Below are 18174 nucleotides of genomic sequence, written 5' to 3'. Positions count from 1 at the left end.
TTCTTTGCGCTCCTATCTTTTTTATGAAGGGTCAACCCGTCTGAAGCTGACTCCGGTTTTTTCCTGAAGCACTTGGCATAAAGCGGCAAGCGAATCCTGAACCGGGTAGTTCGCGGCGACAAAAGCACGGCGCGCCTGTTCCGCTTTTTGATATTCTGCGGGGCTTTCGCATATCCGGATCAATTCCTGAGCAAGTGCCTGCGGGTCCTCAAAGACAAATTCTCCAAGTGAGTGATAATAAGGGTATCTGCGGGTTCCCGCTGATTTTCCGATCAGCACGGGCTTTTGAAACAGCATCGCTTCAAGACCGACCGTTGATGTCTGTGTCACCGCAGCGTCAACATACGGGAGAATATCATACAGCTCCATCTCTTTTTTGATGATTTTGCCTGCTTTATATTTCCGCAGCACCTGATTGTAAGCATCCAGCTTGTTTTTGCCGATTTCCCATGGATGCGGTTTAATAATGAGCTGCATGTTCTTTTGGCCGGCAAGCTCTTCAAGCACGCCCGTATAAAATTCATCAGAAAACGGCTGCGTGGCGATCAGCACCGTCCGCTGTGACGGGAGAAAAGAAAGTTTGCGGTAAAACGTGTCCTGATCTATCGGCTCTCTTGAGAAAATCTCGTCGAAACGGGGATGCCCCGTGATGATGATTTGTTCATCCCTGCAGCCTTTTGCTTTATACCACTCCGCTTCATAAGCCCCGAATACGGCCTGATAGTCCGTAAACACGGGCAGAAACGCTTCATCTCCCATGAGCGCTCCGTGCTGAAGACAGATGCTGACGGCGTTTTTTTTCGCGGACATCAGCGCCAGCACACGGCTGTAAATATCCTCCGTCGTGCCGACTACAACGGCGGAAATCTTTTCGGCCGTAAACAAAATATCAATGGCGTCAATCGCTTCAATAAATAATGGAATGTCTTTATACAAACGTTCCTGAAATTCTCTGTTTCCGAAAGCGGGATGGCTGTGAAGCTCTTTCAAAATGGAATGGGCTTTTTCAATATAAGGGACGGGGTTCCCTTTTTGCCCCATTCCCGTCAGCTCCAATTTGCAGATAACGGGCAGCCCGTAATGGTCAGGCAGACTCCATCTGGCCAGTACCGCTGTTTTTGCCGGGTCAAACTGCCGGTAGTTTCCCTCGGTGAACCGAAGATGATCGAAATGCAGAATGACTTTTCCGTTTACCGGTTTCTCATCTGTTTTCTTAATGTTTTGCCTTTTTTGATCATAATATGGCTGTATACCGGCTTCAGGAATATGCTGATCAGCCGGACCGAAAAGCTCTGGGTTCTGCTCCATGCTCTCCCGAAGCGCCGGACTGATATATTGATAAAAATTACTGATCAATGCGAGCGGGATGTCTTTGTAGCGAAGTGACTGAAAAAGGTCAATATACTGCCGGTACAGCACCCAATAGTTCGCTAAGTATGCCGACAAGCCCTCACCCCTTTCCAAGCTTTTTTAATGATTCCCTCAGCTCCCGGCACGTGGTCTGCTGCGGAAGGCTGTTCACAAACTCGTTTTTCTCCGCCGCGAAAAGCTGATAATGGATGGATTGATCGGTAATATAATTGATATCAAGCTCCTCAGAAATCGGGTAAAACGGATAAAAATGATTCACTCTCCAGAAGAAACGGGCGTCACCGATCCGGTAAAACGCCGGGCTTTCATCCCAATAGGAACCGAATGCCGATTTAACCTGTTCCAGCACGGAAAACCGGTGCATGACCGAACAATGGTCAATGGCGCACGGCGCGTTCCACACGATCCGTTCGGCGGGCCTGGCCGTCTCCTTCACCGTCTCTTTCCGCTGATTCAGATGATAGGTTTTGGAACTTGAATACACGACGGCTTTTTCCGGGTCTTCATCAAGCTCTTTCACCATTTTCTCAAGCCGTTCCGGCACATACGTGTTGTCGTCGGTCGCATACGTCACGTACTCGCCCTCCGCCATTTCTATTGCCTGATTAATCAAGGCGGCGTAGCGTGTTTTTTCCGTTCTTTCTTTGACGCCCGATACATCGCTTTGATAAAACCGGACGCGGTCATCCGTGAGAAAAGGACGTATTTCCGCCAATGTCGCTTCATTTGAGTTGTCATCCATAATGAACAGCTCAAAGTCCGTAAACGTTTGAGACAGAATACTTTTAATAGAGCGGGCCACATAGTCACTTTTGTTATAGCTCGTCATGATCACTGACACTTTAGGCAACTCGTCACCCCCTTTTCGCACCTGAAACTACCGCTATCATATGTTCCTTATGCGGAAGATGCGCTAGGAATACAGACTATTATGTGAAAAGTCAGCATTGCGCGCACAAAAAAAGCCGGCTCTGATGTCCGGACTCATTGGAGCGTATTTTCTTTTTTCGCATAAATCTTTCTTTGGGCTCATATGGTGGAATAGATAAAAACAGCAGCCGCTCTGTCGGCTGTCTGATACTTGTCAGGAGGTTTCAGCATCAAGAGGTTTTCATCAAAGGAGGAACAATATGAAACCGAAAAAGAATCAATATCAGCAAATGCAGGGGATGGGGATGGGAATGGGAATGGATATGCAAGGATACCAGCCGCAGCTCGGGCCTAATCCTTATCCGCAGCCTCAGGGCCAAGGATCACAAATGATGCCGATGCAGCAGCAAATGACAATGCCGATGCAGCAAGGCCAGCAGAGCTTCGGCGGGGGGTTCCCCGGCCAGCCGCAGCAGCAGGGCGGCGGCAGCTTTCAGATTCCGTCAGGTCCATCATCGTCACAAAACGTTCCCGGCATGCTGCCGATTGAAGAGTCATACATTGAAAATATTCTGCGGTTGAACCGGGGCAAAACAGCGACGATTTATATGACATTTGAAAACAGCAAAGAATGGAATTCAAAGATTTTCCGCGGTGTGATTCAGGCGGCGGGACGTGACCATATCATCATCAGCGATCCGAAAACGGGCACCCGCTATCTGCTTCTGACCATTTACCTTGATTACATCACGTTTGATGAGGAAATCGCTTATACTTATCCGTACTCCATGTCTTCTTATTCTCCGAGATAAATCAAAAAGCCAATCGCTCATTTGACAGAGGATTGGCTTTTTTTCTTTATAAATATTTGACGGCCGCGACGATAATCATAATCCAAGAGATGATAAACGCCACGCCGCCGAGCGGTGTAATCGCGCCGAGAATGGAAATCTGCGTCACGCTCAATACGTACAGGCTTCCTGAAAACAGAACGATGCCCGCAAACATCAGCCAACCCGCAACAGAAACACTGCCTGCGCCAGAAAGCTTTTCGGTCAAAAACGCGACAGCCAGAAGACCGAGCGCGTGATACATATGATATTGCACGCCTGTGTGCCACACCTGTAAATATTTATCGGGGATTTTCCCTTCAAGCCCATGCGCGCCGAAAGCGCCCAGCGCCACGGCCAATAAAGCGTTAATCGCACCAAGAATAATAAACACTTTCATCTATTTTTCTCCCGCCTTTTCGTTAAAGTTTCCAATTCAATCATAACCCAACATCGGCAAAATTCAACGTCCGCCGTCCGATGACACGAGATTGTCGGATTTTTTCTTTTTGATAAGCTGGATTCGGTCAATCGCTATCGCCAGCAGCGTCCCGAGCACAAGACCGTTGCTTAAGAGCGAAATCAGGATCGGATGCATCCCCGATAACGCGCTCTCCGGCACAAACATTACGCCGACCCCCGTCAGGAGCGCCAGACCGATAATGGAGCGGATTCGTTTTTGCTCCGCTTTCTCATAAGAGTCAAACTCCGTAAAGGCGAGACCGGCCATCGTGGAGAAAACGACGAAGTTTACCGCAAAGCCGACCGGTGAGGGCAGACTCGCAAACGCATTCATAAATAGCGGGATCATACTGATGATCACGACAAATACACTTCCCAAAAGAAACGGCTTTTTCGAAGGAAGCTTCGTCGTCTCAATAAAACCGGCCGCCCCTGAAATCGGCACAGGCGCAATGCCCCCTGACAGTCCGCTCAAAAGGTGGCTGATCGAAGCCGCAAACCCAGCCGGACGCTCACGCCGTTTCCCGACGGTGCCGCCGAATTTTTTCACCGCCGCTTCTACAACCCGGATGCTCGCGAGCATATTGACAATCAAAAGCACGGTAATGAAAAGTGACGTAATGATCAGGCCGCTGTCAAACACGGGTTTTCCAAACGGAAAAAGAGCCGGCAGCTGAATCACGCGGTCCGGTATTTGAATCGGTTTGGCAGCGCCGAAGACGGCGAATAAGATCCATCCGCCGGCAAGCGAAAGGAGAATCGCATACTGTCTTAAGAACGTAACATTCGATCGGGACATGATGAACATCGCCGCCGTCACAACCATGGCGAGCCCGAATACAAGGCCGTCGACGCTGTTTTTTAAATAGCCGATGCCCAAAAGGCCTTTCACAATCGGCTGACTCAGCTGCATGACCAACAGCAGCAGATACACACCGGTCACAACCGGCGTAAACAGCACGGCCAGCCGTTCAATCACTTTAAAAAGGCTGAACAAAAAGAAAAAGACAGCGCTTAATAACAGCGCCCCCTGCAGCGCCCGCAGCGTCTCGCCGAATGTCGCGAACACCGTGCCAGTCAGTCCGCCGTAAATCGTGTATACGCCCCACCATAAGCCTGCCGGGCTTTCATTAATCGGCAGACGATGTCCCTGGAGACATTGGATGACCGCGGCGACGCCAAGCACAAAAAATGTGCTCTGAATCAATGCGGCAGAATCGGCATGGTTCAAGTGAAATGATTGTGCGATGGCGACAGGAACTACAATCGCAGCCGCAATCATAAATGCCGTCCATTGCAAACCCCCGAGTATCAGTTTCAAGTCAATCAACCTCTCCTGTTAAAAATCGAAAATGGAATCCCCGTTTCCGTCTTCCTCACGTTCGTCTTTCGCTTTTTTCTGATATTGGTTCAGCCCGGCGCTGCCCATCATTTTTTCAAGCAGCAGCGGGTCTGTCGAAGGAGACGCGGAAGGTTTCGGCGCCGCTTTCGGAATCGGATTCTGCACTGGCGCCGGAGCGGTGTGCGTCTGAGTGCCGAGCACGACATCACACAGAGAGCGGATGGCAGCCGCGTGCATTTTGACCTCCTCGGTGCGGGTCGCCGTTTTCGCCTGCCTCAGTTCTTCTTCCATCTTCTGAATCAAAGCAGAGATATGTATGTTCATGAGTAAATCCTCCAGCAGTAATTTGTCTTCTTCCTGCATTTTATCAAATTTCTGAGCGAATCGCAGAATTGAGTTTGTTATTTTTTCTGACGGCATACCGCCCTGAACGCCAAAAAAGGCGCTTACCGCCGGGCGGAAGCGCCTCAAAAAACCGTTTATTGCGGCAGGTCGGGGATGCACCAGTCGATCGGCTGCTCCCCCATTTTTTCAAGGGCGGCGTTTGTACGGGAAAACGGTCTGCTCCCGAAAAAACCGTTCCTTGCCGAAAACGGGCTCGGATGAGTCGATTCAATAATAATGTGTTTCGATGTGTCAATGCGCTCTTTTTTCATCTGCGCGTGACGCCCCCATAGGATAAAGACAATCGGCTTCTCTCTTTCATTCACCACATCAATGATGCGGTCAGTGAGCCGCTCCCATCCCTTGCCTTTGTGGGAATTGGCCTGACCGCGGCGAACCGTAAGCACTGTGTTTAACAAAAGCACTCCCTGCTTCGCCCAGCTGACGAGCGATCCATGGTTCGGTACGGAGCAGCCGATATCGTCCTGAAGCTCTATGAAAATATTTTTCAAAGACGGCGGCTGCCTGACCCCGGGCTGAACGGAAAAACTAAGCCCGTGCGCCTGTCCTGGCCCGTGATATGGATCCTGTCCGAGAATGACCGCTTTTACATCCTCATAGGGCGTATAATGCAAGGCGTTAAAAATATCATGGCTGTCAGGATAAATCGTTTGGCTGCTGTATTCTTGTTTCAGCATTTCTCTCAGCTCTTGATAATACGGTTTGTCAAATTCATCTTTCAGCTGATTCCACCAGCTGTCTTTTAAAAGCTGTTTCAAACTGTCCGTCCCCCTTATGAACTGTGCAGTCTTGAATGGACGGGCTTTCCGTCCCACACAATGTCAGTCGGCGCCTCCCGCCTCTTCATGTCCGGCTCTTCAAGAAGAACCGCAAAGTTTTTCGTCGGGAGTTCTCCAAGCCCGTGCTTTTCGCTTAACCGGTCTAAGTACCGCTTCCTTTTGCCGCCGAGATCCGCGGACTGATTGCCGCCTCCCTCAAAAAACGCATATATGACGCTCGCGCAAGGAACACGCTTCACACGGTGCTGTTTCGCGGCGCGCAAATAAAAGTCCCAGTCCCAATAATTATGGACATCCGGATCAAAATACCCCAACGTGTCATGCAGAGAACGCCTGTACATGCTGCCTGACGGAACGTACGTGGAAAATACCCGCATATCCGCATAATCCGCCGTATAGGCGAACGGCTTTCGTGACACCGGGTATCTCGTGCCGCCCCGTTCTTCAAATGACACAATTTCCGCGTCAGAATGGACAAAATCCGCATCAGCAAGTGCAGCCGCCATTCTTTCCAAATGGCCCGGCGTAATGAAATCATCATCATCGCACAGCATGATACAATCACCCGACGCTTTTTTCACACCTGCGTTCCGAGCTTCCACATGTCCGGCATTCTGTTCTAAATCAATAATCTGAATCGGCAGATCGCTGTACAGCTGCTTCGCTTGTTCGACCGATTCCCCGGCATCATTTACAATGATCACTTCATAAGGCTTTATGGTCTGCATGGAAATCGACTCCAGCAGCTCACACAAAGCCGGAATCCGATTATACGTGACTATGACAATTGATATATTCATGATCCGCTCCTTCTGCTTTTTCTCATGTTCTATTAAAACATAAAGCGGCGGAGAGATCAGGGGGGATTTTTGATTTCGGCCCATTCAGAAACAAATCCAGGTCATGCCCGCCAGCAAAACGAGAATGATCAGAAGGTCTCCCCAAACAGTGCATACCGCCTTGGCATTAAGTCTGCCCGCCTCCATGGCGTTCCAAAGTTTTGATTGATAAACAGGCACCAACACCATCGCATAGCTTGTGCACAAGCAGACAAAAGCCGGCGGGACAAGCGCACATCCATCCTCACCCCAATCATGAATCAGTTCCGGTATACTCACCCCGCTGTCAATGTACAAGTATAATATACCCGCCAGCGGAATGAGCGAACTGATCTGCAGCTCGAAAAGTTTCACCTTCCACTCACGCGCAAACGAAACGGCCCAAATCCATCCCAGCGCATAAAATAATAGAAGAAGCAAAATACTGAAAACAACAAAAACAGCGTCTTGCATCCCATTCAGAACCATAATAAAAAGACTCACAACGGGCAATGCAAGAACCAAGCTGCAGACGGTAAATACGGTTACGGCTATTTGGGCGCACGCGCCGTACATCCACGAACCTAATCTCATTTTAACACCCCTATATAGATTCCCTATGTATATAGTGAAAAAGATCAGGCAAGTCTCTGCCTGCCTGCGTAAAAACCTATTTTTCCGCAAAACGGAAAACATACCGTCACAACGGCGCATACTGCCGCAAAACTCGGTGTGACCGCCGAAGGAAACAGCCCAGCCGGAACCAGATTGAACAAGAAGACAAACATAAAACATAGATTCGGCACAATTGAAGCCCATACCGTCCGCTCAGCAAGCTTTTTGCCGCCAGCCCCGAACTCTTTGCCAGCTTGATAGCCGATTTGGAACCAATACAGCACATAACCGATCATAATCAGCCATACTGACACGGAAATCCCTTTCCACAGCGCGTCAACAGCGGGATGAATCCTCCACGCGTGCATCATCGTAATCATCGCCCCCATCACAAAAAGACCGCAGTTGCAGAACAGATAAAAGAGCATAAAAGTCCGCGCGGGCACCGCCGAAGCTTTTTGAAAAGCAGAGATAATCTCAGACGGAGTCCCCACTTCCCGCAGAATAAGCTCCATCGCTTCGCTTTCGGTTTTGCCTTTTTCCAGATGATCACAAATGGCATGATGAATATGGCTTTCGATTTCTTTTAATAATTCACGGCTTCCGGCCTTGCCTTCCAGCCCTTTTCTGATTTCCTGCACATAAAGGTCTTTATCCATTCTGCCCGCCCCGCTTCAGCATCCGGTCCATCAGAGCAGAGAACAGATTCCATTCCTTCGTCCGTTCGGCTAGAATGTTTTTTCCTTCATCGGTGATCCGGTAATATTTTCGGTCCGGCCCTTTGGTCTGCTTTTCCCAGTAAGAAGAAATATAGCTTTGGCGTTCAAGCTTATGAAGCGATGGGTACAGCGTGCCTTCCTTCATTTGCAGTTCATTCCCGCTTCTTTTCTCCATTTCTTTCACAAGTTCATACCCGTACATGGGCCGTTCATTCAGCAGCGTCAGCACCAGAATGACCGTGCTTCCCTTTACAAGCTCCCTGTTGAGCATTTATTTTCTCACCCTTACCTAGTAATCTTATGTAGGTATTGTACGCACATCCCCCGCGGCTGTCAAATCATTCCTCCAAGCCTTCCGTATTGTGATCGGAAGAAAATCTAACTATAATGAGATATAAAACACTGATGGAGGCCATTGATATGTCAATGCACAAAGCACTTACTATTGCCGGTTCTGATTCCAGCGGCGGCGCGGGAATTCAGGCCGATTTAAAAACATTTCAAGAAAAAAACGTATACGGAATGACGGCTTTGACCGTGATCGTAGCGATGGACCCGGAGAACAGCTGGGATCATCAAGTATTCCCGATCGATGCCGATACGATTCGCGCACAGCTGGCGACGATTGTTGACGGAATCGGCGTAGACGCCATGAAAACGGGAATGCTCCCTACCGTGGAGATCATAGAGCTTGCGGCGAAAACGATTAAAGAAAAACAGCTGAAGAATGTCGTTATCGATCCTGTCATGGTCTGCAAAGGAGCGAACGAAGTGCTGTATCCGGAGCATGCCGAAGCGCTTCGCACCCAATTGGCGTCTCTGGCAACCGTCATCACGCCAAACCTGTTTGAAGCAAGCCAGCTGAGCGGTATGGATGAATTAAAAACGGTGGAAGACATGAAAGAAGCGGCCAAGAAAATTCACGAACTCGGCGCGAAATATGTATTGATTACAGGCGGAGGCAAATTGAAACATGAAAAAGCGATCGACGTGCTGTATGACGGAGAAACCGCGGAAGTATTAGAAAGCGAAATGATTGATACACCTTACACGCACGGAGCCGGATGCACATTCTCCGCCGCCGTGACGGCAGAACTGGCCAAAGGCGCTGAAGTGAAGGAAGCCATCTATGCGGCAAAAGAATTTATCACCGCGGCAATCAAAGAATCCTTCCCGCTGAACCAATACATCGGACCGACTAAACATTCGGCGATGCGTCTTAGCGGAAAATAAAATAAATATCCCCCTCATTACCCGAGGGGGATTATTTCATTTTTTTCGCGGATGACCGCAAAAACATCTCAATAGACTGCACAAACAGCGCATATTCCTTCATCTGTTCATATGTATGCATCAGCCGATCACTCCATTCATTGTGCGGCTCAGCTCTCTTGAGCATGCGCTTCAGCTGAAGCAATACTTCTTTATATTCTTCCCGCTTATCTTCCACTTGCTCTGCGGCTTTGACAAGTAAACATTTCGGCGTCATCTTCTGATTTTTCAAAACTGAGAAAACAACTCCTTTTATTCCTGGAATCATAGGCTTTCGTTTGAAGAATAGCACAGATGGCATAGGTTTCACATAAGAAAAAAGAACGATTTTCTACAAAAGTGTCCAAATCGAGCCATTTATTTCCGTTTTTCCTGCCGAAGTGACGGTTACGTCATCATTTCCCGGGAAAGGAAAATATCTGGCGCTGAATACCTCTTCTCCATCATTCAAAAACAATTCAATCGAGGATGCATCCAGAAAGAGCTGCACGGAATGCACCTCGCTGATGGAGCAGCTTCTCTTTTCTTTTTCTTCTCCGCTGAAAGCGGTGCGCTCCAGCACAGCCAGCCCCTCTTCCTGATGAAATATAAACCGGGCCGCGCCCCGAATTGAGATTTCAAAACCGGATTCGCAAGTGATGTCCTCCAGCAGCACTTCAGCCCGGGACGCATCTTTCACCGGGAGGCTTACAGACGAGCAATTCAATTGAAGACGGTGCTTTTGTTCATCCGTGCGGCGTGATTTCATTTCCGAAAGCGGGCGCTGTATGATTCTGCCGTTGGACAGTGACAGCTGTCTCGGCATCGTTAAGCAGTGAATCCAGTGATACGCATGTGTCGGATGTTTGTCCTCATGCTGATCCGGAACGCCCATCCACGCGAACAGAATTCTCCGTCCCTTATCATCTTCCAGCGTCTGCGCCGCGTAAAAGTCAAATCCTCTGTCAAGCTCCGTAAATTCACCGTGCTTAAATTCTGGCGGCTCTGTATGCAGCCTGCCGAGGAAATAGCCCGCCTGGTGGCTGTTATGATATTCTATCCCGTCGGCTTCAAGCCCCTGCGGACATACGAGCAGCACGTCGGTTCCGTCAAGGGAAAACAGGTCGGGACATTCCCACATATAACCGAATGACCCGAGACCGCCGGAGTCCGCCCCCGCAATCGCACCGAGAAACGTCCAATCCGTCAAGTTCTCTGATGTGAACAACACAGCGCTTCCGGTGAGTTTTTCTGTCTGCGCGCCAAGCACCATGTAATACGCTCCGTCTTTCTTCCAAACCTTCGGATCACGGAAATGAGCGGTATAGCCTTCCGGGAGACGCGCGACAACTCCTTTTTTTTCAAATACGATCCCGTCTTCGGATACGGCGAGGCATTGATACGTTTCCCGATTGCCTTCTCCGTCACGGACATTGCCTGTGTACATCAGGCAGAGCCGCCCGTCTTTTTCGATGGCGCTTCCGGAATAGCAGCCGTTTTTGTCATACCACTCACCCGGTGCAAGCGCGATTTCTTCCTCTTTCCACTCAACGAAATCCTTCGTCGTCACATGCGCCCAAAATTTCGCGCCGTGCCCCGTATGAAATGGCTGCCATTGAAAAAACAAGTGATATACGCCGTTCCATTGGATCACGCCGTTCGGATCATTTAAAAGCCCGACCGGCGGCATAATATGATAGTTCTGGCGGTATGGATCTGACGCGGCTGTTTCTCCCCGCTTCTTTTTCGCTTCCTCAGCCTGCAGGCGCAGCTCTTGATCCGGTGTCCTCATTTGACGGCCTCCTTTTCTTTAGCTCCCATAATGTAAGCGGCAATAAACGCCGAGACAGAGGCGATGCCTATTCCGATCAGATAGTTTATAAGATTTCCTAAACCGAGCGGAGCCGTGATGGCAATCATCGGAATTCCGGTCAGACCGTAGGCATTGGCGGCGACACCGGTCACCACGACATAGGCTCCGCCCAGCGCTCCGCCGATCATTCCCGCGATAAACGGCTTGCGGTATCTTAGGTTCACACCGAAAATGACTGGTTCGGTTACACCGAGAAAAGCGGAAAATGCGGCCGGCAGAGCGATTTCTTTCATTTTCGCTTTTTTCGTCAGGAAAAATACAGCCAGTCCCGCCGCGCCCTGAGCGACATTCGCCATCGACCAGATAGGAAGGATATAGTTTCTGCCCAAATCAGCGATGAGGCCGGCCTCAATCGCATGAAAGCTGTGATGCACACCGGTAAGCACAATAAGCGGATAAAGACCGCCGAAAAGCAGTCCGGCAACAATGCCCGCATGATCATACACATATGTCAGCGAGACGGTAATGCCTGATCCGATCGCCCTGCCAAGCGGACCGATTGCGATAAAGGTGATAAATCCTGTGACAATCACCGTGACAAACGGCGTGACCAATAAATCGAATGCGTGAGGCACAATTTTTCTCGTGCCCTTTTCCACTTTGCTCATAATGTAAACGGCTAACAGTACGGGGATGACCGTCCCTTGGTAGCCGAGCAGCGCAATGTCGAAGCCGAAGAGCTGCATAAAATCAGGCGATGCATCCGCAAGCCCCCACGGATTCAAAAGCGCCGGATGGATCATAATTCCCCCGAGCACGGCACCGAGATAGGCATTACCGCCAAATTCCTTCGCCGCGCTGAACCCGATGAATACGGGCAGGAAGATAAACGCCGCGCTTGAAAACATGTCTAAAAGCTTAAACAGCGATGATTGTTCAGACACCCAGTGAAAAGCCTTCATCATGCCAAGCAGCCCCATTAAAAGTCCGCTTGCCACGATAGCCGGAATGATGGGAACGAATATGTTAGACAGTGTCTTCGCAAATCTTGCGGCCGGATTCAGCTTTTTTTTCGCTGCGTCCTGATGTGTCTCACGATCTTCCCGCCCCAAATCGGCTTCTTTTGAAAAAGCGTCATACACTTTATTCACGAGGCCGGTGCCGAATATAATCTGATATTGCCCCGAGCTGCTGAAAGCCCCTTTTACGCCTTCTATTTCTTCAATGCCGGCCTGGCTGATCTTCTGTTCATCTTGAATGACGAGCCTGAGCCGCGTCGCGCAATGTGTCGCGCTGATGACATTTGATTCCCCTCCGATATGTTTGATAAGCTGTTTTGCCGTTTCTTGATAATTCATGATGTATCCCCCTTTCTAAAATCAAAAAAGACCTAAAATTCGCCAACGAAAAAGGTCAGCATGATCCCTTTTTCATGTACGCAAATTTTAGGTCTTGCCTGCATTACCAGTCACAATCCCGCCGGATTCAGTTTTTTTAATGCGCTTTCATTCTATTTCATGATAGCGCTTTCGTCAATATGTTTTCAAAAAAAAAGTCTGTTTCTCGAAACAGACGCGTTATTCCGGGTTTTTTTGCAGACGCTGGACATGCAGCGTGATATAGCCGGCCTCGGATTCCGGCAGCTCCAAATCATATTCAGTTTTTAAAAACGCCGCCAGTTCAAGCGCACACCGATAAGCAAACGGATACTTTTTTTGGATGAAATAAAGCATCTCCTCGTCCATGGAATGGAGTGCTTCATTTGAGTCCAACCGGCTGACCGCATACCGTAAGTGCGTGACGAGGCGCTGATAGGAAATACTGTCTTCATCCACCTTCTGTTCGAAAAAGGATTCGATCTTTTCGATCATTTCTTTGATCATGGTTGTATGCTTCATCGCCGAATACATGCTTTTGGCATCCGCCTTGGCAGTGTGGATATGAAGCGCGATATACCCCGCCTCATCATCAGGCAATGATATACCGAGGGTTTGTTTCACGTGTTCAACCGCCCAGCGGCCGATCTCATATTCTTTTTTATAAAGCGCCTTAATTTCATGAAGCAATCGGTTATGCACCTGAAGGCCGTTTTGAATCCTTTCGATCGCAAAGGATAAATGGTCCGCCAGCGCAATGTGGATGTGATCGCTCAAAGGTGCCGCAAGCTCTCCCTCCGCATGGCTGATGATATCTTCAGCCGCCTCTATATGCTCTTCGGGAAGCGTTTCTAACACTTGTTTGAACTTTTCATTTTCGTCGTGCACGACAAATATTTTTTCAATTTTATGTTTTTGAATCACATCATTTTTTCTCTTTTGAAAAGCGATTCCGGGACCCATTACGATCTTTTCCCGTCCGTCTTCTTTTATTAACGCCGCATTGTTATTTAATACTTTGTCTATTCTCAAGAGGTTCGCTCCCGTTCATATGTTTAGTGGGATTGTACCCTCTTTTTCATATGATGTAAAGGTGCCGGACCCGCGCGCTCCCGTTTCGGCAATTCTTTGCGGACAGGCATCCATCGGTTTTTATCCAGCCTGCCGCGGGCCGATTTCGTTTCATCGGTCAAATCCGCCGATCGGACACGGCTCACAAACGAAAAAGCCCCAGCCGTCCGCTTCGCTTTCTTATGATAAGCCGCTTGGTTTCCGTACACGGCGGCTAATGGATATCTTCCGTTACCCGGCGCCATCCAGTTCATCAGAAAGACCATCCACACCCGTAAAGATACTAGCAAACGTTTCATTGCAAATCATCCCTCCGCTTCTTTTTGACAGACAGCTTGTTCGCAGGCCTGTTTTTCTCTCCGCTTTAACGGAAAAGGCGGCCGATCCTTCTCCGCTAAAAACTAGCGGGTCTAGCAACCCTATGACTCTATGATAGACGCGGCCGGGCGAATTGTTTGTCACAATATGAGTGAAAAAACAAACTAGTTTTCAGAAGTTTTGTTGAAAGCTGATGGAAATGACCTGAAAAATGGAAAAGCCGATAAAAAAAGTTATACACACCTTATCCCTTGGTTAAGCACAGCTTAAACACAGGGCATATCCACATATCCACAAACTCGATCTATATTTTGTATAGGAACACTCGTTCCCAACAATATATATACACAAATTTATTCAGTTATACACAGGATTCTGTGTATAACTCCCTCCTTATTCACAGACCAATTTCCATAAATGAGTCATATGTCACAAGGATTATTTTGAATTTTCAAGAAATATATACTAGATTTCTAATTTAGATAAAGAAAAAAGGGGGAAACACGATTGAAAAAAGGAATCATCCGTTATCTGCTTCCGGCTTTTGTCTTATCCTTTACCTTATCCACAAGTTCACAGGCTGCGCCGGCTTCAAAACCGCAAACTCCTGATCTTGAGAAGGCTGAGGTGTTCGGTGACATTGATATGACCACCGGCAAACAAACGACAGTCATCGTGGAGCTGAAGGAAAAGTCACTGGCGGAAGCAAAGGAACTCGGCAAAGCACAGACAAAAAGCAGGCTGAAAAGCGAACGCGCAAAAGTGAAAAAGAAAGCGCTCAAAACCATTAAACACGGAAAAATTAACAGGGAATATGAGCAAGTGTTTTCCGGCTTCTCCATGAAACTCCCGGCAAATGAAATCCCCAAACTGCTGAGTGATCAGGATGTCAAAGCGGTTTATCCGAATGTCACCTATCATACCGATCAGCTCAAAGATAAAGACATCACCCTATCTAAGGATGCCGTGTCTCCGCAGATGGATGACAGCGCGCCTTATATAGGGGCAAATGACGCGTGGAAGCTCGGCTATACGGGTAAAGGCGTCAAGGTTGCCATTATTGACACCGGTGTCGAATATAAACACCCTGACTTAAAGAAAAATTTCGGACAATATAAAGGATACGATTTTGTGGATAACGATTACGATCCTGAAGAAACGGCGTCCGGTGATCCGAGAGGCGCGTCGACTGACCACGGAACCCATGTCGCGGGCACGGTAGCGGCAAACGGAACGATCAAAGGCGTCGCGCCGGATGCTACACTCCTTGCCTACCGTGTGCTCGGTCCGGGCGGAAGCGGAACAACGGAGAACGTCATCGCCGGCATCGAACGCGCCGTACAGGACGGAGCGGATGTCATGAACCTTTCTCTCGGCAATTCTGTGAATAACCCAGACTGGGCGACAAGCACGGCGCTTGACTGGGCGATGTCAGAAGGCGTCACGGCCGTTACATCAAACGGAAACAGCGGGCCGAACAATTGGACCGTCGGCTCTCCGGGAACGTCCAGAGAAGCCATCTCCGTCGGAGCGACCCAGCTGCCGCTGAACGAGTACGCCGTGTCCTTCGGTTCCTATTCCTCAGCGAAAGTAATGGGCTACAACAAAGAAGATGACATAAAAGCACTGAATAAAAAAGAAACAGAGCTCATAGAGGCGGGTATCGGCGAGCAAAAGGATTTTGAAGGCAAAGATCTGAAGGGAAAAGTCGCTGTCGTCAAACGGGGCAGCATCGCCTTTGTGGATAAAGCAGACAACGCCAAAAAAGCGGGCGCGATCGGTATGGTTGTGTATAACAATGCCCCGGGAGAAATTGAAGCAAACGTACCGGGCATGTCCGTGCCGACGATTAAGCTTTCATCAGAAGACGGCGAAAAACTCGTCAGCCAATTAAAAGCGGGCGGCACAAAAGCGACTTTCAATTTATCCGTGGCTAAATCGCTCACTGAACAAATGGCAGACTTTTCGTCACGCGGTCCGGTTATGGACACGTGGATGATTAAACCTGACGTCTCCGCCCCCGGCGTAAACGTCGTCAGCACCATTCCGACCCATGATCCGGCCGACCCGTACGGCTACGGATCGAAGCAGGGAACGAGCATGGCTTCCCCGCATGTAGCCGGCGCAGCTGCCGTCATCAAGCAGGCCAAACCGAAATGGAGCCCGGAACAAATAAAAGCCGCTCTCATGAACACGGCGGAAACCTTAACGGACGCGGACGGTGACGTATACCCGCATAATGCGCAAGGTGCCGGAAGCATCAGAATCATGAAGGCGATCAAAGCAGACTCCCTTGTCGCCCCGGGAAGTTATTCTTACGGAACGTTTATGAAAGACAAAGGCAATGAAACGAAAAAAGAAACCTTTACGATTGAAAATCAATCGTCCATCAGAAAATCATATCAGCTCGAGTACTCTTTCAACGGCAGGGGCATTACCGTTTCGGGCACAGACCGGGTCGTGATCCCCGCTCATCAAACCGGAAAGGTCAATGCGAAAGTAAAGGTCAATGCCAAAAAAGTAAAGGCAGGCACCTATGAGGGAACCGTCACAGTGCGAGAAGGCGGAAAAACAGTTGCAAAAGTGCCGACGCTGCTGATTGTAAAAGAGCCGGACTATCCGCGCGTGACGTCAATCGACGTGCAGGACGGCACAACGCAGGGAACCTACCAAATTGAAACCTATCTTCCGGCGGGAGCCGAAGAGCTTGCCTTCCTTGTATATGACAGCAATCTTGACTTTGTCGGCCAAGCCGGCATCTACAAAAAGCAGGATAAAGGCTATCAATATTTCGACTGGAACGGCAAAGTCAATGGTGACAGCGCACTGCCGGCAGGAGAATATTATATGCTGGCCTATGCCGCGAACAAAGGGAAATCAAGCCAGGTGCTGACTGAAAAACCTTTTATCATTGAATAACCGAACAACCCTGCTGGAGCATCAGCAGGGTTTCTTTCTGATCATTCGGCAAAAGCTTCACGAAGCAGCCGGTATGACTGAAGTTTATCTTCAAAATGATGAGTAATGGTTACAGCCATCACTTCTTCCGTTCCGTATGCTTTACTGAGAGCCAGAATCTGTTCTTTCACTTGCGGCTTCGTTCCGATGATCATTCGATTCCGATTATCGGCAATTCGTCTTTGTTCATACGGTGTATACGTATTTCCGCGGACGGTTTCGTAAGACGGTACGCCGTGAAGCGGAATCCCCTGTTCACCCGCAAGCAGCGTATAATCCATGACGGCCGCGAGTTCCTCCGCTTTCTCCTCCGTGTCCGCGCACAGCACAAACACAGCCACGGCCGTTTTTGGTTCTTTTCCTAATGCGGAAGGTTTAAATCTGCGCTTATATTGTGCTGTCGTGCTTTCTCCGCCTTCTCCATTAATAAAATGGGCAAACATATAGCCTGCTCCCATTTCTGCGCTCAGAAGCGCGCTTTCCCCCGAAGAACCGAGAAGCCAGACTTCCGGCGCCGTCTTAATAAGGGGTGATGCGGTCAGATTCGGAAAACGGTGATTGTCATCAGCTGTATCATGCAAATACATCGCCAGCTCACGAAGCTGCTGCGGATATTGATCAGCATTACGCTTCCCGCCGTCATTCAGCGCCCATGATGCGATCGGCATTCCGCCCGGCGCTCTCCCTAATCCGAGATCGATTCTGCCCGGCGTCAACCCTTCAAGCACGCGGAAATTCTCCGCCACCTTATATGCGCTGTAATGCGGAAGCATGACACCGCCCGAGCCTACACGAATCTCATTCGTTTTCGCCGCAATATGGCTGATCAGCACTTCAGGGCTTGAACCCGCCAACCGCTCTGAAAAATGATGCTCTGACACCCAAAACCTCTTATATCCAAGCTTTTCCGCCTCCTGCGCCAGTCTTACTGTATCCCGCAGCGCGCTTTCCGCGGAACTCCCTTCTGATACAGGAGATTGATCTAATATGCTTAATGAAATCATCACTGTCACCTCATCAACATCGTACCACTGCTAAGCCGTTTTTTCTTTCTGTATGCTTATAAGCATCCCTGATGATAAACATTTATATACCTTGTTCCATTTTGTCGAAATATGTTACACGTGAAACATAAAAAAACCTCTCCCGGTGGGACTGACCCCATAAGATGAGACA

General features: G+C 49.1%; 19 protein-coding genes. 3 read left to right on the top strand and 16 right to left on the bottom strand.

Annotation, left to right across the window (positions count from 1 at the left end):
* Positions 1–21 precede the first annotated feature (21 nt).
* Entirely contained in the window at positions 22–1446 is a 1425-nt protein-coding gene (locus D5S11_RS00095) for a capsular polysaccharide export protein, LipB/KpsS family (RefSeq protein WP_047936285.1), read from the bottom strand.
* Between the two features lie 4 nt (positions 1447–1450).
* Positions 1451–2221: a glycosyltransferase family 2 protein gene (locus D5S11_RS00090; RefSeq protein ID WP_003150972.1), complete on the bottom strand. Its 771-nt coding sequence runs from the start codon at positions 2219–2221 to the stop codon at positions 1451–1453.
* A gap of 280 nt (positions 2222–2501) precedes the next feature.
* Between D5S11_RS00090 and gerQ the strand changes: the two genes are divergently transcribed.
* On the top strand, positions 2502–3053 hold the full coding sequence (gerQ, locus tag D5S11_RS00085) for a spore coat protein GerQ (RefSeq protein WP_007407693.1): 552 nt from the start codon (positions 2502–2504) through the stop codon (positions 3051–3053).
* Between the two features lie 46 nt (positions 3054–3099).
* Here the strand turns inward: gerQ and D5S11_RS00080 are convergent, their stop codons facing one another.
* From D5S11_RS00080 to D5S11_RS00045, 8 genes are all read right to left on the bottom strand, one after another.
* The gene (locus D5S11_RS00080; protein ID WP_007407694.1) at positions 3100–3471 is read right to left on the bottom strand and encodes a DUF423 domain-containing protein; all 372 of its coding nucleotides are present in this window, start codon (positions 3469–3471) and stop codon (positions 3100–3102) included.
* Positions 3472–3534: 63 nt separating this feature from the next.
* A complete protein-coding gene (locus tag D5S11_RS00075) occupies positions 3535–4854 on the bottom strand; it encodes a purine/pyrimidine permease (RefSeq protein ID WP_007407695.1) in 1320 nt (439 codons plus the stop codon).
* Between the two features lie 18 nt (positions 4855–4872).
* The gene (locus D5S11_RS00070; protein ID WP_015387535.1) at positions 4873–5295 is read right to left on the bottom strand and encodes a YwdI family protein; all 423 of its coding nucleotides are present in this window, start codon (positions 5293–5295) and stop codon (positions 4873–4875) included.
* A 59-nt stretch (positions 5296–5354) separates the two neighbouring features.
* Complete coding sequence (locus tag D5S11_RS00065) at positions 5355–6038, bottom strand: uracil-DNA glycosylase (RefSeq protein ID WP_012118732.1); 684 nt, start codon at positions 6036–6038, stop codon at positions 5355–5357.
* A gap of 14 nt (positions 6039–6052) precedes the next feature.
* A complete protein-coding gene (locus tag D5S11_RS00060; RefSeq protein WP_007407698.1) occupies positions 6053–6859 on the bottom strand; it encodes a glycosyltransferase family 2 protein in 807 nt (268 codons plus the stop codon).
* A gap of 84 nt (positions 6860–6943) precedes the next feature.
* On the bottom strand, positions 6944–7471 hold the full coding sequence (locus D5S11_RS00055; protein WP_108725257.1) for a hypothetical protein: 528 nt from the start codon (positions 7469–7471) through the stop codon (positions 6944–6946).
* Between the two features lie 44 nt (positions 7472–7515).
* Positions 7516–8151 carry a permease prefix domain 1-containing protein gene (locus D5S11_RS00050; RefSeq protein ID WP_108725256.1) on the bottom strand — a complete coding sequence of 212 codons (636 nt, stop codon included), beginning with the start codon at positions 8149–8151 and terminating at the stop codon, positions 7516–7518.
* On the bottom strand, positions 8144–8482 hold the full coding sequence (locus D5S11_RS00045; protein ID WP_003150960.1) for a PadR family transcriptional regulator: 339 nt from the start codon (positions 8480–8482) through the stop codon (positions 8144–8146). The genes D5S11_RS00050 and D5S11_RS00045 overlap by 8 nt, the downstream gene beginning before the upstream one ends.
* Positions 8483–8631: 149 nt before the next feature.
* Between D5S11_RS00045 and D5S11_RS00040 the strand changes: the two genes are divergently transcribed.
* Positions 8632–9444, top strand: a complete 813-nt coding sequence (locus tag D5S11_RS00040; protein ID WP_108725255.1) for a bifunctional hydroxymethylpyrimidine kinase/phosphomethylpyrimidine kinase — start codon at positions 8632–8634, stop codon at positions 9442–9444.
* 31 nt (positions 9445–9475) lie between these two features.
* On the opposite strand, the gene D5S11_RS00035 is transcribed toward D5S11_RS00040, so the two are convergent.
* The 5 genes from D5S11_RS00035 to D5S11_RS00015 form a co-directional block, all read right to left on the bottom strand.
* Positions 9476–9751, bottom strand: a complete 276-nt coding sequence (locus tag D5S11_RS00035) for a hypothetical protein (protein WP_234418061.1) — start codon at positions 9749–9751, stop codon at positions 9476–9478.
* Between the two features lie 63 nt (positions 9752–9814).
* Positions 9815–11254 carry a sucrose-6-phosphate hydrolase gene (locus D5S11_RS00030; RefSeq protein ID WP_007407703.1) on the bottom strand — a complete coding sequence of 480 codons (1440 nt, stop codon included), beginning with the start codon at positions 11252–11254 and terminating at the stop codon, positions 9815–9817.
* Positions 11251–12633, bottom strand: coding sequence for a sucrose-specific PTS transporter subunit IIBC (locus D5S11_RS00025; RefSeq protein ID WP_007407704.1), 1383 nt, complete (start codon positions 12631–12633; stop codon positions 11251–11253). The genes D5S11_RS00030 and D5S11_RS00025 overlap by 4 nt, the downstream gene beginning before the upstream one ends.
* Before the next feature lie 219 nt (positions 12634–12852).
* On the bottom strand, positions 12853–13683 hold the full coding sequence (locus D5S11_RS00020) for a PRD domain-containing protein (protein ID WP_007407705.1): 831 nt from the start codon (positions 13681–13683) through the stop codon (positions 12853–12855).
* Between the two features lie 23 nt (positions 13684–13706).
* The gene (locus D5S11_RS00015) at positions 13707–14021 is read right to left on the bottom strand and encodes a hypothetical protein (protein ID WP_003150952.1); all 315 of its coding nucleotides are present in this window, start codon (positions 14019–14021) and stop codon (positions 13707–13709) included.
* Positions 14022–14547: 526 nt separating this feature from the next.
* Between D5S11_RS00015 and D5S11_RS00010 the strand changes: the two genes are divergently transcribed.
* Positions 14548–16959: a S8 family peptidase gene (locus D5S11_RS00010; RefSeq protein ID WP_108725253.1), complete on the top strand. Its 2412-nt coding sequence runs from the start codon at positions 14548–14550 to the stop codon at positions 16957–16959.
* Positions 16960–17000: 41 nt separating this feature from the next.
* Here the strand turns inward: D5S11_RS00010 and D5S11_RS00005 are convergent, their stop codons facing one another.
* Positions 17001–18002 (bottom strand): LLM class flavin-dependent oxidoreductase, encoded by a 1002-nt coding sequence (locus D5S11_RS00005; protein ID WP_047936289.1) that lies wholly within the window; start codon positions 18000–18002, stop codon positions 17001–17003.
* Between the last annotated feature and the right edge of the window lie 172 nt (positions 18003–18174).

It is taken from the genome of Bacillus sp. L75 (assembly GCF_003676355.1).
In the GTDB taxonomy this organism is placed as follows: domain Bacteria; phylum Bacillota; class Bacilli; order Bacillales; family Bacillaceae; genus Bacillus; species Bacillus velezensis.
The sequence above is the reverse complement of the archived record's forward strand: the minus strand, read 5'-3'. Positions and strand labels throughout refer to the sequence as shown.